The following is a 14,408-nucleotide window of genomic DNA, read 5'->3' on the forward strand; positions in this document are numbered from 1 at the left end:
GCGGGCATCGTTTATGGCGGCGCGATGATCTTGGTCGTCGACAATTACGACAGCTTCACCTGGAACCTCGTCCATTATCTCATGGAGCTTGGCAGCGAGGTGGAGGTGGTGCGCAACGATGCCATTTCGGCGGGACAGGCGCTGTCGTCGGGCGCGGAGGCGTTCCTGATCTCGCCCGGCCCGTGTACGCCGACCGAGGCGGGGGTGAGCCTCGATCTCGTCGCCGCCGCTGCCGATGCCGGCCGGCCGTTGCTTGGCGTCTGCCTCGGCCATCAGGCGATCGGCCAGCATTTCGGCGGTCGTGTCGAGCGCGGCGGGCTGATGCACGGCAAGACCTCGCCCGTCGCCCACGACGGTACCGGCCTGTTCGAGGGCCTGCCCTCGCCGTTCACCGCGACGCGCTATCACAGCCTGATCGTCAACGACGTCCCCGCACCGCTGGTGGTGAATGCGCGCGCCGACGACGGCAACGTTATGGGCTTCCGCCACGCGACGCTGCCGATCCACGGCGTCCAGTTCCATCCCGAAAGCATCGCCACCGAACACGGCCATGCGATGCTCGCCAATTTCCTGCGTATCGCCGGCATCGCGGTCAAGGCGCCGGCGTGACGATCCTGACGCTGCTGCCCGATCCGGCGACGCCGCTGTCGCGCGAGAGCGCGGCGCAGGCCTTCGCCGACATCCTCGATGCGCGCGTGTCGGAAGAGGCGATCGCGGCCTTCCTCATCGCATTGTCCGACCGCGGCGAGACGAGCATCGAGATCGCCGAGGCCGCGCGCGCCCTTCGCGCCCGCCTCATCCCGATCGCCGCCCCCGCCGGCGCGATCGACGTCTGCGGCACCGGCGGCGACGGCCATCACACGCTCAACGTCTCGACCGCGGTGGCGCTGGTCGTCGCCGCCTGCGGCGTGCCCGTCGCCAAGCACGGCAACCGCGCCGCCTCGTCCAAGGCGGGCGCCGCCGACACGCTCGAGGCGATCGGCCTCGACATGGAGGTCGCCGGCGCCACCGCCGAGGGCAGCCTCGCCGATCTCGGCATCGCCTTCCTCTTCGCGGCCAATCATCATCCCGCGATGGCGCGGATCACCCCGATCCGCCGCCGCATCGGCAAGCGCACCATCTTCAACCTGATGGGGCCGCTCGCCAATCCGGCGCATGTCACGCATCAGCTGATCGGCATCGCCCGCCCCGATTACGCCGGCCTCTATGCCGAGGCGCTCGACCAGCTCGGCACCGCCCGCGCCGCGGTGATCTCGGGCGAGGAGGGGCTCGACGAACTCTCCACCGCCGGCCCGAGCATCGCGGTCAACGTCGGCAGTGCGACGCTGCCGCGCACGATCGTGCCAGAGGATGCCGGCCTGCCGCGCCATCCGCTCGCCGCGATCCGCGGCGGCGACCCTGCCTATAATGCCGCCGCGCTGCGTCGCCTGCTTGCCGGCGAGGCGGGCGCCTATCGCGACGCGGTGCTGCTCAACGCCGCCGCCGCGCTGGTCGTCGCCGGCCACAGTCCCCATCTCACCGCCGGCGCGCACGCCGCCGCGGCCGCGCTCGACGACGGCCGCGCGGGCGCGCTGCTCGACCGCTGGATCGCCTACCGATGACCATTCTCTCCCGCATCATCGAAACCAAACGCGCCGAGGTCGCCGCACGCAAGGCGACGACCAGCCTCGCCGATCTCGACGCACGCATCGCCGCGGTGACCAAACCGCGTGGCTTCCGCGCCGCGCTCGACGCCAGGCCGGGCCATGCACTGATCGCCGAGATCAAGAAGGCGAGCCCGTCCAAGGGCCTGATCCGCGCCGATTTCGATCCCCCCGCCCATGCCCGCGCCTATCAGGCGGGCGGCGCCGCCTGCCTGTCGGTGCTCACCGACGAGCAATGGTTTCAGGGCTCCGACGACTATCTCATCGCCGCGCGCGCCGCCTGCGACCTGCCGGTGATCCGCAAGGATTTCATGGTCGATCCGTGGCAGGCGACCGAAAGCCGCTCGATCGGCGCCGACGCGATCCTCATCATCGTCGCCGCGCTCGACGACAACCAGATGGCGGAGATCGAGGCATCGGCGCGCGACTGCGGCATGGACGTACTGGTCGAGGTGCACGACGCGCACGAACTCGACCGCGCACTGAAACTCAAATCGCGACTGATCGGGGTCAACAACCGCGACCTGCGCGACTTCACCGTCGATTTCGCCCGCACCTACGAACTGGTCGACAAGGCCCCCGCCGGCTGCACCTTCGTCGCGGAGAGCGGGCTCGAGACGCGCGCCGATCTCGACGCGATGGCCGCACACGGCGTGCACTGCTTCCTGATCGGCGAGGCGCTGATGCGCGCCGACGACGTCGAGGCCGCGACCCGCGCGATGATCGGATGAGCGGCCTCACCCATCTCGACGCCGATGGCGCCGCGCATATGGTCGACGTCGGCGACAAGGCGGCGACCAGCCGCCGCGCCGTCGCCACCGGCCATATCGCGGTCGCCGCGGATGCGCTCGCCGCGATCCGCGACGGTGCGGCGAAGAAGGGCGACGTGCTCGCCGTCGCCCGCGTTGCCGGCATCATGGCGGCGAAGAAGACCGCCGAGCTGATCCCGCTCTGCCACCCCCTCCCCCTCACGCGTGTCACGCTCGACCTCGTGCTCGACGAGGCGGGCATCACCGCCACCGCGCTCGCCGCGACCGACGGCAAGACCGGTGTCGAGATGGAGGCGCTCACCGCCGTGTCGGTCGCGCTGCTGACCATCTACGACATGGCCAAGGCGATGGACCGCGGCATGACGATCACCGGCATCCGCCTGCTCGAAAAGGCCGGCGGCAAGTCCGGCGACTGGCGCGCCTGACGCGATGGCCTTGCTGCCGATCGCCGAGGCGCAAGCCCGCCTGTTCGCCTCGGCGGCCCCAATCGCCGTCGAAGAGGTGCCGCTCGCTCAGGCGCACGGACGCTGGGCCGCCGCCGACGTCGCCGCCCACCGGACGCAGCCGGCGACCGATCTGTCGGCGATGGACGGCTATGCCATCCGCTTCGCCGACCTCCCCGGTCCCTGGACGCTGATCGGCGAAAGCGCCGCCGGCCGCCCCTTCGCCGGCGCGGTCGGCCCAGGCGAAACGGTTCGGATCTTCACCGGCGCGGCGATGCCCGCGGGCGCCGACACGGTGATGATCCAGGAGGAAGTCGCCGCCGACGGCACGGCAATCCGGCTGACCGGCGAAGGTCCGCCGACGCACGGCCGCAACACCCGCCGCCGCGGCCTCGATTTCACCACCGGTGGCCGGCTGATCGCGCAGGGCGAGCGGCTGACCGCCGCGCGGATCGCGGTCGCGGCGACCGGCGGCGTGGCGACGATCGCCGTCCACCGCCGCGTGCGGGTCGCGATCTGCGCGACCGGCGACGAACTGGTCGAGCCCGGCCGCGGCGCCTCGCCCGACGCGCTCCCCGAATCGAACCGCGCGATGCTGGCGGCGCTGCTCGCCGACCTGCCGATCGAGTTGATCGACCTCGGCATTCTCCCCGACGATCTCGGCGCGTTGCGGGACGCCTTCGCCGGTGTCGAAGCCGATTTGCTCGTCACCACCGGCGGCGCTTCGGTCGGCGACCACGATCTCGTCCGTCCGGCGCTCGAGGCCGCCGGCGGCAGCATCGATTTTTGGCGGATCGCGCTGCGCCCCGGCAAGCCGATGATGGCGGGCCGGCTCGGCGACACGATCCTGCTCGGCCTGCCCGGTAATCCGGTGTCCGCATTCGTCACCGCGTTGCTGTTCGTCAAACCGCTGGTCGCGCGCCTCGCCGGCGCCGCCGACCCGCTACCGCGCACGACGATGACCATCCTCGGCGAGGACCTGCCCGCGAACGGCCCGCGCACCGACTATCTGCGCGCCGAGCTGCGCGACGGTCGCGCCTTTGCCTCGACCATCCAGGACAGTTCGATGCTCCTCACGCTCGCCCGCTCGCACTGCCTGATCGTGCGGCCGGTGGACGCGCCTGCCGCCAGTGCGGGCGACTCGGCAGAAATCCTCGTCATCGCTTGACGCGCGCTATCCTGTTCCCTAGAAGTTCCGCGTCTGTTCCGACGGGGAAGGTCCGCTCATGCTCACGCGCAAGCAACACGAGCTCGTTTGCTTCATCAACGACCGGCTGGAAGAAACCGGCATCTCGCCCTCGTTCGAGGAGATGAAGGAAGCGCTCGACCTGAAATCCAAATCGGGCGTGCATCGCCTGATCAGCGCGCTCGAGGAACGGCATTTCATCCGCCGTCTGCCCAACCGTGCCCGTGCGCTCGAAGTGCTGCGCATGCCGGAACGGTCGGAACGCAAGCCCGCGCCGGCCGCCCCGGCCGTGCCCCCTGCCAAGACCGGCAACGTCCGCCCCGCGGCGACGCCGGCCAACGACGTCATCGAAATCCCGCTGCACGGCCGCATCGCCGCCGGCGTGCCGATCGAGGCGTTCGAGGGAAGCTCGATGCTCGCGGTGCCGGCCGCTTTGCTCGGTTCGGGCGAACATTATGCGCTGGAAGTATCGGGCGATTCGATGGTCGAGGCGGGCATTCTCGACGGCGACTATGCGCTGATCCGCCGGACCGAAGTCGCCCGCGACGGCGAGATCGTCGTCGCGCTGATCGACGACAGCGAGGCGACGCTCAAATATTTCCGTCGCGAGGGCGCGATGGTCCGGCTCGATCCGGCCAATCGCGCCTATGAACCGCAACGCTACGTGCCCTCGCACGTCCGCGTGCAAGGCAAATTGTCGGGCATCCTGCGCCGCTACGATTGAGCCGCCGGCGGGATCGCATATGGGCCTCCATGTACGCCCAACGCTTTCCACCCTCTCTCGGTCACCCCGGACGTGTTCGAGACCTCTGCGAACGTCATCCCAGTGCTCCTGCGAAAGCAGGAGCCCAGGAGTCCGGAACGCCATACGCCGTTGTTCTGCTTGGCTCTGGACTCCTGCGTCCGCAGGAGCACTGGCGGACTTTCACGGGGCACCCCATCGACGCTTTCTATGGTGCTCGCCCGTCACCGCCGGCATGACCCGCACGGCAGCGAACCACGGATGCGCATCCGCGTCGCGCCGCACCGTCCGCACCTCGCCACCCGCGAAGGTCACCGCGACCCCGCCGGTCCGCCGCAGCATCGGCGCGTCCAGCCGGAGCCAGCGCGGCCGGCACGCCCGCGGCAGATGGCGTTCGCTCACCACCACATCCGCACGCGCACAGGCCGTCGCGAGATCGTCGCGGTTCACCGGATACAGGCTCCGCGTCGCCAGCACCCGCCAGCGCCGCCCGCCCGCATCCACATCGACCGCACAGGCATCGCGCGTGCAGCGCGCCGCCGCCTGCTCCCCCAATAGCATCCCCGCGTCGGCGCCGCCGTTTTCGGCGAGCATGTCCCGCGTATAGTCCCCGGCCCGATCACGCAGCAGCGCCAGCCCGCCGCCGACACGCACCGCCATATGCCGCCCGTCGCCCGTCACCAGCAGGTCGGGCGCGGGCGTCAGCCACGTCCAGCCCGCACCGATGACGAGCGGTACCACGCCGAGCCGCCGCCACCGCGTCCGCCACAAAGCCAGCCACAATCCCCCCGCCACCAAGAGCGCAAACGCCGCCGCCGGCATCGACGGCAGCGCAAGCGACGATCCCGGCGCAGCGGCGACCGCATGCGCGAGGACCAGCAACAGGCGTAAGGCGACATCGGTCGCCCACCAGACCGGCCCGCCGCAGCCCAAGGCGTCGAGCAGCAGGGCGAGGGCCTCCAGCGGCATCACCACGAAGGTGGTGAGCGGGATGGCGACGATGTTCGCCGCCGCGCCGTAGAGCCCCGCTTTGTGGAAGTGATAGACTGCGATCGGCATCAGCGCCGCCTCGACGACCAGCCCGGTGAGCAGCAGCGACACCAGCGATCGCAGCACGCGAGCCATTCGCCCCTCCTCGCGCGGCGCGAACCATGATTCGACACGCGGATGCTCGTGCAGCGCGACGATCGCCGCGATCGCCGCGAAGGACAGTTGGAAGCTCGCGCCGGTCACCGCCTCCGGCCAGACGAGCAGCACCGTCATCGCGCCCGCGGCGACCAGCCGCAACGTCACCGCCTCGCGCCCGAGCACCAGTGCCCCCAGCACCAGCAGCGATGCGACGCAGGACCGGATCGTCGGCACCTGACTGCCGGTGAGCCAGGTATAGCCGATCGCCGCCAGCGCTCCTGCCGCCGCCGCGACCAGCGGCAACCGGACGCGGATCGCCAGCCACGGCCACAAGGCGAGCAGCCGCATGACCAGCAGCATCGTCGCACCGACGGCTGCGGTGATGTGCAACCCGCTGACCGACAAGAGATGCGCGAGGCCGGCACGGCGCATCGCTTCCGAATCGTCCGGGGTGATCGCACCCTCGTCACCGGTGGCAAGCGCGGCCGCGATCCCGCCGCGGCTGCCGTCCAGCCGGGCGGTGATATGATCGGTCAGCCGCGTCCGCAGGCCACCCCCCGCCGGGGCGGGCCGGATCACCGTCACCGGCGCGAAACCACGCCCGGTCGCGCCGATACCCGCGAACCACGCCACCCGTGCGAAATCATAGGCGCCGGGCACCGCGGCGTCGGGCGGCGGCATCAGTCGCGCCCGCAGCCGGACGACCGCACCCGCCCCCAGGTCCGCCGGTACGTCCGCCGCGGCGAGATTGACCCGCAGCCGCGTCGGCAGGCCCTGGCCGGCGTCGGCGCGGATCGTCAGCCGCATCAGTCCGCGCGCGATCAACGGCTCGGCCCGCTCGACGCTGCCGCGTACCACCGCGACGACCGGGCGTGCGAGCACCGGTTCGGCGACCCGCTCCGCCCGCCACCAGATCAGCGCCAACCCGGCGGCGACGGCCACGGCACCGAGCGCGACGACCCGCGCAGCCCGGTCGCCGCGTGCCAACCCGATGGCGGCGAATGCCACGGCGGCGCACAGCAGCAGCGTCGTCGTCCACGTCCGCGGATCGGGCAGCACGAACCACGCCGCGATCCCGCCACCGAATGCCACCGGCAGCCACAGCACCAACTGATCGCGTTCCGCCTCCAGCCATTCTTCGATACCGACGCGCAACCGTTCCATGGCGCGGGGCATTTGAAGGCGCAGAAGCCGCGTGCTAGGGCCCGCGGCGGCCGCTCCGGCCGTCACGTCTCGAACCTTGGGAGCAAGCGCGGTTGAGCGCCACGAACGATAATCCTGCGACGATCGTCACGCGCTTCGCGCCGTCGCCGACCGGCTATCTGCATCTCGGCGGTGCGCGCACCGCGCTGTTCAACTGGCTCTACGCGCGCCATCATGGCGGCACGTTCCTGCTGCGCATCGAGGACACCGATCGCGCCCGCTCCACCCAGCCGGCGATCGACGCGATCCTCGGTGGGCTCAAATGGCTCGGCCTCGACTGGGACGGCGACGCCGTCTTCCAGTTCGCCCGCGCCGACCGTCATGCCGAAGTCGCGCATCAGATGGTCGCCAGCGGCCATGCCTATCGCTGCTACATGACCGCCGAGGAGATCACCGCCCAGCGCGAGGCGGCGCAGGCGGCGAAGCAGCCGCTGCGCATCCGCTCGCCGTGGCGCGACGCCGATCCGGCGACCGCACCCGCGGGCCAGCCCTTCGTCGTCCGCCTCAAGGCGCCGCGCGACGGCGCGACGACGATCGAGGATCGCGTCCAGGGGTCGGTAACCGTCCAGAATGCCGAACTCGACGATCTGATCCTCCTGCGCTCGGACGGGACGCCGACGTACATGCTCGCGGTGGTGGTCGACGACCATGACATGGGCGTGACGCACGTCATCCGCGGCGACGACCATCTCAACAACGCCTTCCGCCAGCTGCCGATCTACAAGGCGAACGGCTGGCCCGAGCCGATCTACGCGCATATCCCGCTGATCCACGGCACCGACGGCGCCAAACTGTCGAAGCGTCACGGCGCGGTCGGCATCGAGGCCTATCGCGACGAATTGGGCATATTGCCGGAAGCCTTCGACAATTACCTCCTGCGCCTCGGCTGGGGCCATGGCGACGACGAGATCATCACCCGCGAGCAGGCGACCGAATGGTTCGACCTCGCCGGCGTCGGCAAGAGCCCGTCGCGCTTCGACCTCAAGAAGCTCGAGAACCTCAACGGTCATTATATCCGCGCCGCCGACGATGCCCGTCTTGCCGCGCTGATCGCGCCGATCGGCGGCTATGCCGACACGGAGTTGCTGACCCTCGCGATGCCGGTGCTCAAGGCCCGCGCCGCCAACCTCAACGAATTGAGCGAGGGCGCGCGCTTCCTGTTCGCCCACCGCCCGCTCGACCTCGATCAGGCAGCTTCGGACCTGCTCGGCGGCACCGCACCCCAGCTTCTCGCTGCACTGCACGCCGCGCTTGACGCGGTGCAGCAGTGGGATCAGGAGGCTCTCGAAGCAGCGGTACGGCAGGTCGCCGAGGCCCAGGGCGTCAAGCTCGGGCAGGTCGCCCAGCCGCTCCGCGCCGCTCTCACCGGGCGCAAGACATCGCCCGGAATCTTCGACGTGCTCGCGCTTCTCGGCAAAGAGGAAAGCCTCGGCCGGATCGCGGACCGAATGGCAGTCTGATAGGAAGGACAACGACATGACCGACGCCGCCAAAGTATCCGTGGACGGTAAGGATTTCGACTACCCGGTCATGTCCGGCACGGTCGGGCCGGATGTCGTCGACATCCGGAAGTTCTACGCGCAGACCGGCGACTTCACCTACGATCCGGGCTTCACCTCGACGGCGTCGTGCCAATCGAAGCTGACCTATATCGACGGTGACGAAGGCGTTCTGCTGCACCGCGGCTATCCAATCGGCGAGCTGGCGGAAAATTCCAGCTTCATGGAAGTCGCCTATCTGCTGCTCAACGGCGAGCTGCCCGAGAAGGGCGAGCTGGCGCAGTTCGAGCATACCATTTCGCGGCACACGATGGTGCACGAGCAGCTCGCGACCTTCTTCCGCGGCTTCCGTCGCGACGCGCATCCGATGGCGATCCTGTGCGGCGTCGTCGGCGCGCTGTCGGCCTTCTACCACGATTCGACCGACATCCACGATCCGGTGCAGCGTACGATCGCCAGCCACCGCCTGATCGCCAAGATGCCGACGATCGCCGCGATGGCGTACAAGTACAGCGTCGGCCAGCCCTTCCTGTATCCGGACAATTCGCTCAGCTACACCGGCAACTTCCTGCGCATGACCTTCGGCGTCCCCGCCGAGCCTTATGAGGTGAATCCGGCGGTCGAGAAGGCGATGGACCGGATCTTCATCCTCCATGCAGATCACGAGCAGAACGCGTCGACCTCGACCGTGCGTCTCGCCGGTTCGTCGGGCGCCAATCCGTTCGCGTGCATGGCGGCGGGCATCGCCTGCCTGTGGGGCCCGGCGCATGGCGGCGCCAACGAGGCGGCGCTCAACATGCTGCGCGAGATCGGCACGCCCGAGCGCATCCCCGAGTTCATCGCCCGCGCCAAGGACAAGAACGATCCGTTCCGCCTGATGGGCTTCGGCCATCGCGTGTACAAGAATTACGATCCGCGCGCGACGGTGATGCAGAAGACCGTGCGCGAGGTGTTCGACGCGCTAAAGGTCAACGATCCGCTGTTCGACACCGCGCTGCGGCTCGAGGAACTGGCGCTCAGCGACGATTACTTTATCGAGAAGAAGCTGTTCCCGAACGTCGACTTCTACTCGGGCGTAATCCTGTCGGCGATCGGCTTCCCGACCTCGATGTTCACCGTGCTCTTCGCGCTCGCCCGCACCGTCGGCTGGGTCGCGCAGTGGAACGAGATGATCACCGATCCCGACCAGAAGATCGGTCGTCCGCGCCAGCTCTACACCGGCCCGACGCAGCGTAGCTACGTTCCGGTGGACCAGCGCTGATGCGCCGCGCCCGGCCGGTCCTGCTCTCCATCGGCGTGCTGATGGCGCTGATGGGGATGCTGTGGATCGGTCAGGGCCTGGGCTACGTCCATTGGCCCGAATCGAGCTTCATGCTCGACCAGCGGCCGTGGGCCGACCGCGGCGTCGCGCTGGCGGTCGCAGGGCTGCTGCTGATCCTGGTGGCGCGACGGATGCGGCGGTAAAAGCGTCGATCGCCTAATTCCTCCCCCGCCAGGGGGAGGGGGACCGTTCGGCGCCAGCCGAATGGTGGAGGGGGAGGAAAGGCGGGAGCTTTACAAGCGGGCTCTCACCCTTTCCTCCCCCTCCGTCACGGCCTCGCCGTGCCACCTCCCCCTGGCGGGGGAGGAATATCCCGTATAACTCCGCCGGTTCCAAACGCTGCGATCCCCGACAGCCCGCGGCGATGCCCCTAAACCGGCAGCGACAGCGTGAACCGCGCACCGTCTCCCGGCACGCTTTCCACGGCAAGATCGCCCCCCATCGCCCGCGCCAGCCGGCGCGCGATATAAAGGCCGAGGCCGTTGCCGCCCGCCTCGCTCGGATCGACCCGCTCGAACTTCTCGAAGATGCGCGCCTGGTCCTCCGGCGCGATGCCCTTGCCCTGATCCGCGACGACCGCTTCGGCCATGTCGCCGCTGCGGCTGACGGTGACGCTCACCACGCCACCCTCGGCCGAATAGCGCAGCGCATTGCCGATCAGATTGACCATAATCTGCAAGGCCCGGCGGAAATCCCCGGACGCCGCCACGCGCAGGTCCGGCAAGGGGCGCGCGATCGCCACGCCGGCATTGGCGGCGCGTACCGACAGCAGGCCGGCCGCACGCCGGGCGACGTCGGCAAGATCGATCGCCTCGGTTTCCAGCGAGAAATCGGCGCGCTCGACCGCCTGCAGATCGACGAGGTCGTCGACCAGCCCGAGCAGATGGCGGCCGGCATTGGCAATATCCGATGCATAATCGACATAGTCGCGTTGCACCGGCCCCTCCGCCTCGGCGTGGATCGTGTCGGCGTGCGCGATGATCCGCGCGAGCGGCGAGCGCAACGCGCGATCGAGCCCCTCGGTGAAGTCGGTCGAGATCGTCGCCTCGACCGGCGCAGGCGCGGTTTCCGCGACGCGCGCCACGCCGGCCAGCCCGGCGAAATCGCCCGCGGCATCTTCCTTGACCGTCGCGGTCAGCAGCATGCGCGTATCGCCGCTGCGTAGCCGCGCGCGCTGCTCGTCGAACGGGCGCCGCCGCGCCACCGCCTCGAGGATCGGCAGAGCGCCGCTCTCGGTCGCATCGAGCGTGAACAGCGAAGTCAGCGGCTGGCCGAGCAGCCCGAGCGCATCGAGCCCCAGCCGCCGCGCCGGATCGATCGAGACGAAGGTCAGTCGCAGGCCGGCGTCGGTCTCCCACGACATCGCGCCATCCTCGATCACCGTCGCCAGCGGTCGTTCCGCGACAGGCTGCGGGCGCAAGCCGCGCCAGCCGCTCACCGCCATCCGCACCCCCTCGCCGTCCGGCTGCACCCGCACCCAGAGTTCGAGGTCCGCGTCCTGATCGGCGACCGTCACCGACCGCGACACCAGGATGCCGAGTCGCCGCGCGAGCCGCACCACCGTCGCCAGCTGCGGGATCGCCAGCGCCGCCCCGATCGCCCCGCCGGCCTGATCGTTGAGCGCCATCAGCGCCGGGTCGGCGGCGATCAACCGCCCCTCGCCGTCGAGCGAGGCATGGCTCAGCGGCATGTCGGGAATGCTGTCGACCCTCATCGCACCGCCTCGCGAGTGAGCGCTGCGATCGCCATGCGCAGATCGTGGTGCAGCGTCAACGGCGCCAGCGCCGACCGCGCCGCCTCCGCCGACACCGTGACGATCGCGTCGAGATCGTCGGCGAACGCCTCGATGTCGCGGCGCGGGTCGGCATCCGCCAAGGCGAGGGCGATCCGTGCGATCGCGCTCCGGTCGAGCCCGGCCGCACGTAAGGCCAGCCACAGCCGGTCGCCTTCGGGTTCGAGGACGATCGTCCGCGCGCCCTCGAAGTCGAGATCGACCGCCCGGCCGAGCACCGCGATGAACAGCAACAGCCGCCGGTCGCCCAGCGTTTCGATCAGCAGTTCGCCGACCTCGTGCGGGCGCGCGTCGATCGCCGCCGCCAGCCGCACCGCGGCAGCTTCGGGGCGCTGCCCCTCGTCGTGTGCGGCGAGATTGCGTTGTGCCGCCTCGACGATTGCGCGGTCGACGCCGCCGTCCTCGCCGCCCGCAGCGACCTGCCCCTCTCGGATCGCGGCCGCGACCCACCAGACCAGTTGATGATGGCGTTCGGCGGGCAGGATGCCGGTCACCACCCCGCCCTGCTCGGCAGCGGCGCGGCGCCGGGTCTCCGCCGACAGCAACGCGCGCGCGGCTGCGGCGACGACGCCGTCGTCGACCTCGGCGAGCCGGACCAGCAGGCTCGCCTGTTCCGGGGTCGCGGCGCTGGGCGCGAGGCGCGCGGCGATAAGATCGCAGGACACCTGGGCGAGCAGCTCGTCGATCAGCAGCCGGTCGCGCAGCAGCCCGGCGCGGGACAGTCGCCGCACCACGTCGTCCTGCGCCGTCAGCAAATGCTCGGCGCGTGTTTCGGCACCACGTCCGGACAGGATGCGCGCCGCATGACGACGGATCTCCGTCTCGATCCCCTGCACGACGCCGCTCAGCACCCGGCCCAGCGTCAGCCGCGTCCGCTCGTCGAGTCGCGCCTCTTCGGCGAGGAAGAAGTCGGCGATCGCTCCCGTCAGGCGTGCGTCCGCCCGCGCGGCGAGCCGGCGCGCTGCATTGATACGGGTGTCCAGCACATCCCGCTCCGTCTGTTCCGGTCCGACCGCCATGGCCTGACGCTACCTCTCTATCATTAAGACAGCGCTAAGGGTGCCGCCGCAATCGTTCGATTGCAGAGGCAAGCGTGGCGGCGGCGTAGACGGCGGCAAGACCGAGCCCGACGGCGGGCGCCGAGACGATCGCACCGCACCAGACGGGCAGCAGATAGGCGGGCGCACTGCCCCACCAGCTCCGCCGCGGTCGGTGCCCGAGCGCGCGTTCGCCGAGCACCGCAAGCAGGACGAGACCGATCGCCAGGATCTCCGGCGCGCCGTCCGCCTGTGCCTGCGCAGCCTGTCGACCGTAGAACAACGCCGCCAGCGCTGGCAGGCCACCGGCAAGCCGCTGCAACCAGCGCTCCGCCGCGGGCTCGTCGCGCAGGTCCGCCAGCGTCGCGGCCAGCGACAGGCCGAGCGTGCCCAGCACGGTCAGCAACAGTCCTGATCCCGGATAGGCGATGGCGATCAAAGTCAGCCCAAGCACTCCGACGATTCCTGCGCCCGCCGCCACCGCGGTCGCCGGCACCGCGCGCGGCACGAGCAACGGAATCACCGCGCGCGCGAGTGGCGCCGTGACGAATCGCTCGAACCAGCCGCTGCGGCCGGAGATCATCGCCGCCAGCACCGTCCGCCCCCGCGCCTCCAGCGCCGCCGCGGCATGGCCGACGCCGTGGCCACCGCGGATCGCCTCCTGCGGCAGCAGCACATGCACCGCATGCGCCTGCGAGGCGAGGCGCACCAGCGTCGACTGGACGTCATAGTCACGCGGCATCGCGGCCAGTTCCGCGAGCCGGCGCGGATCGAGCCGCGCCACCCCCGCCCAAACCATGCCGCTGCCGACCCGCTCATAGCCGAGCGCCGCCTGATCCTCAGGCATCACCAGCAAGGCGTCGCCGCCGTCCCGCGCCAGCGCTGCCAGCGTCTCCGCGGTCGTCGTCAGGCCGTCGGCGAGCATCAGCACGCGGGCCAGCGGGTGGAGCTTCTCCGCCGCCTCGGCCGCGGTGCGGACCGTATCGACCGCGACGCCGCGCTTGCCGATCCGGCTGATCGCGCCGAGCAATTCCGGCGTCAGCCGCGCGACGAGGATCACGATCTGCGACGCGCCCGATGCGATCAGCAGGCGTGCCTGATATTCGAGAAGCGTCACGCCGCCGAACGGCAGCGTCGCGGTCAGCATCGCGGGCCGATCATCCGCGTCGTGCATGGCGAAGAGAAGGCCGGCGAGCATCCGGCCGCTGTTAGGCGGTGATGCCGCCCCTGCCTAGAGCCACACGCGCTTTGTCGCGCGTCGCCTCAGAGCCGGCCGATCGACCGCCGCAGCTTGGCGAGCAGTGCCGCATCATGGGGCAGTTCGGCCGCCTGCGTCGCGAGCGCCATCAGACGGACCGCGCCGAAGCTCGCCGCCAATCCCTTCAATCGCGCCGCCGCACCGCGCCATTCGTCGTCGTCCTGCGCCGCCTCCAGCGCGACCAGGCCGCGCTGCGCGCTCTCGACGAACGCCAGCCGCAACTCGGCGATCAGCGCCGGTTCGTCACCCACTGCCGCGGCCAGCGCCGCATCGATCGCACCTGGATCATAAGCCATCGCCGGTATGTAGCGGCGCGCTGCTTAACCAAGTGTTGCGGTTTTGCTTTATGAGGGTCGCGAAGACGGGTAGGTTCGCCATCGAAGAAC

The 14,408-nt window shown here is 70.2% G+C and carries 14 protein-coding genes; 9 read left to right on the plus strand and 5 right to left on the minus strand.

What is annotated here, in order from left to right; translation table 11 throughout:
- Positions 1–24 precede the first annotated feature (24 nt).
- From AC07U4_RS04510 to lexA, 6 genes are read left to right on the plus strand one after another with little or no spacing between them, the layout of a single operon-like run.
- Positions 25–609: an anthranilate synthase component II gene (locus AC07U4_RS04510; RefSeq protein ID WP_038666493.1), complete on the plus strand. Its 585-nt coding sequence runs from the start codon at positions 25–27 to the stop codon at positions 607–609.
- Positions 606–1,601 (plus strand): anthranilate phosphoribosyltransferase, encoded by a 996-nt coding sequence (gene trpD / locus AC07U4_RS04515; protein WP_137896999.1) that lies wholly within the window; start codon positions 606–608, stop codon positions 1,599–1,601. Before AC07U4_RS04510 ends, trpD begins: the two co-directional genes overlap by 4 nt.
- Positions 1,598–2,374 (plus strand): indole-3-glycerol phosphate synthase TrpC, encoded by a 777-nt coding sequence (gene trpC, locus AC07U4_RS04520; protein WP_495194581.1) that lies wholly within the window; start codon positions 1,598–1,600, stop codon positions 2,372–2,374. The genes trpD and trpC overlap by 4 nt, the downstream gene beginning before the upstream one ends.
- Entirely contained in the window at positions 2,371–2,838 is a 468-nt protein-coding gene (gene moaC / locus AC07U4_RS04525; protein WP_495194582.1) for a cyclic pyranopterin monophosphate synthase MoaC, read from the plus strand. Before trpC ends, moaC begins: the two co-directional genes overlap by 4 nt.
- Positions 2,839–2,842: 4 nt before the next feature.
- On the plus strand, positions 2,843–4,024 hold the full coding sequence (locus tag AC07U4_RS04530) for a molybdopterin molybdotransferase MoeA (RefSeq protein ID WP_495194583.1): 1,182 nt from the start codon (positions 2,843–2,845) through the stop codon (positions 4,022–4,024).
- Between the two features lie 58 nt (positions 4,025–4,082).
- Positions 4,083–4,766, plus strand: coding sequence for a transcriptional repressor LexA (gene lexA, locus AC07U4_RS04535; RefSeq protein ID WP_038660245.1), 684 nt, complete (start codon positions 4,083–4,085; stop codon positions 4,764–4,766).
- 201 nt (positions 4,767–4,967) lie between these two features.
- On the opposite strand, the gene AC07U4_RS04540 is transcribed toward lexA, so the two are convergent.
- Positions 4,968–7,076 (minus strand): ComEC/Rec2 family competence protein, encoded by a 2,109-nt coding sequence (locus tag AC07U4_RS04540; protein WP_495194584.1) that lies wholly within the window; start codon positions 7,074–7,076, stop codon positions 4,968–4,970.
- A gap of 92 nt (positions 7,077–7,168) precedes the next feature.
- Here AC07U4_RS04540 and gltX point away from each other — a divergent pair, with 92 nt between their 5' ends.
- The 3 genes from gltX to AC07U4_RS04555 are packed head-to-tail and all read left to right on the plus strand — an operon-like array spanning position 7,169 to position 10,078.
- Entirely contained in the window at positions 7,169–8,575 is a 1,407-nt protein-coding gene (gene gltX / locus AC07U4_RS04545; protein WP_495194585.1) for a glutamate--tRNA ligase, read from the plus strand.
- A gap of 16 nt (positions 8,576–8,591) precedes the next feature.
- The gene (locus AC07U4_RS04550) at positions 8,592–9,875 is read left to right on the plus strand and encodes a citrate synthase (protein ID WP_137896993.1); all 1,284 of its coding nucleotides are present in this window, start codon (positions 8,592–8,594) and stop codon (positions 9,873–9,875) included.
- Complete coding sequence (locus tag AC07U4_RS04555; RefSeq protein ID WP_137896992.1) at positions 9,875–10,078, plus strand: hypothetical protein; 204 nt, start codon at positions 9,875–9,877, stop codon at positions 10,076–10,078. The genes AC07U4_RS04550 and AC07U4_RS04555 overlap by 1 nt, the downstream gene beginning before the upstream one ends.
- 227 nt (positions 10,079–10,305) lie before the next feature.
- Here the strand turns inward: AC07U4_RS04555 and AC07U4_RS04560 are convergent, their stop codons facing one another.
- The 4 genes from AC07U4_RS04560 to AC07U4_RS04575 all read right to left on the minus strand — a co-directional run bounded on the left by AC07U4_RS04560 (position 10,306) and on the right by AC07U4_RS04575 (position 14,318).
- A complete protein-coding gene (locus tag AC07U4_RS04560) occupies positions 10,306–11,649 on the minus strand; it encodes a sensor histidine kinase (RefSeq protein ID WP_495194586.1) in 1,344 nt (447 codons plus the stop codon).
- Positions 11,646–12,713 (minus strand): DUF2336 domain-containing protein, encoded by a 1,068-nt coding sequence (locus tag AC07U4_RS04565; RefSeq protein ID WP_495194587.1) that lies wholly within the window; start codon positions 12,711–12,713, stop codon positions 11,646–11,648. Before AC07U4_RS04565 ends, AC07U4_RS04560 begins: the two co-directional genes overlap by 4 nt.
- A 67-nt stretch (positions 12,714–12,780) precedes the next feature.
- Positions 12,781–13,962 carry a hypothetical protein gene (locus AC07U4_RS04570; RefSeq protein ID WP_495194588.1) on the minus strand — a complete coding sequence of 394 codons (1,182 nt, stop codon included), beginning with the start codon at positions 13,960–13,962 and terminating at the stop codon, positions 12,781–12,783.
- 65 nt (positions 13,963–14,027) lie between these two features.
- Complete coding sequence (locus tag AC07U4_RS04575) at positions 14,028–14,318, minus strand: Hpt domain-containing protein (protein ID WP_495194589.1); 291 nt, start codon at positions 14,316–14,318, stop codon at positions 14,028–14,030.
- Between the last annotated feature and the right edge of the window lie 90 nt (positions 14,319–14,408).

The organism is Sphingomonas sp. GW821-FHT02B09 (genome assembly GCF_059421875.1).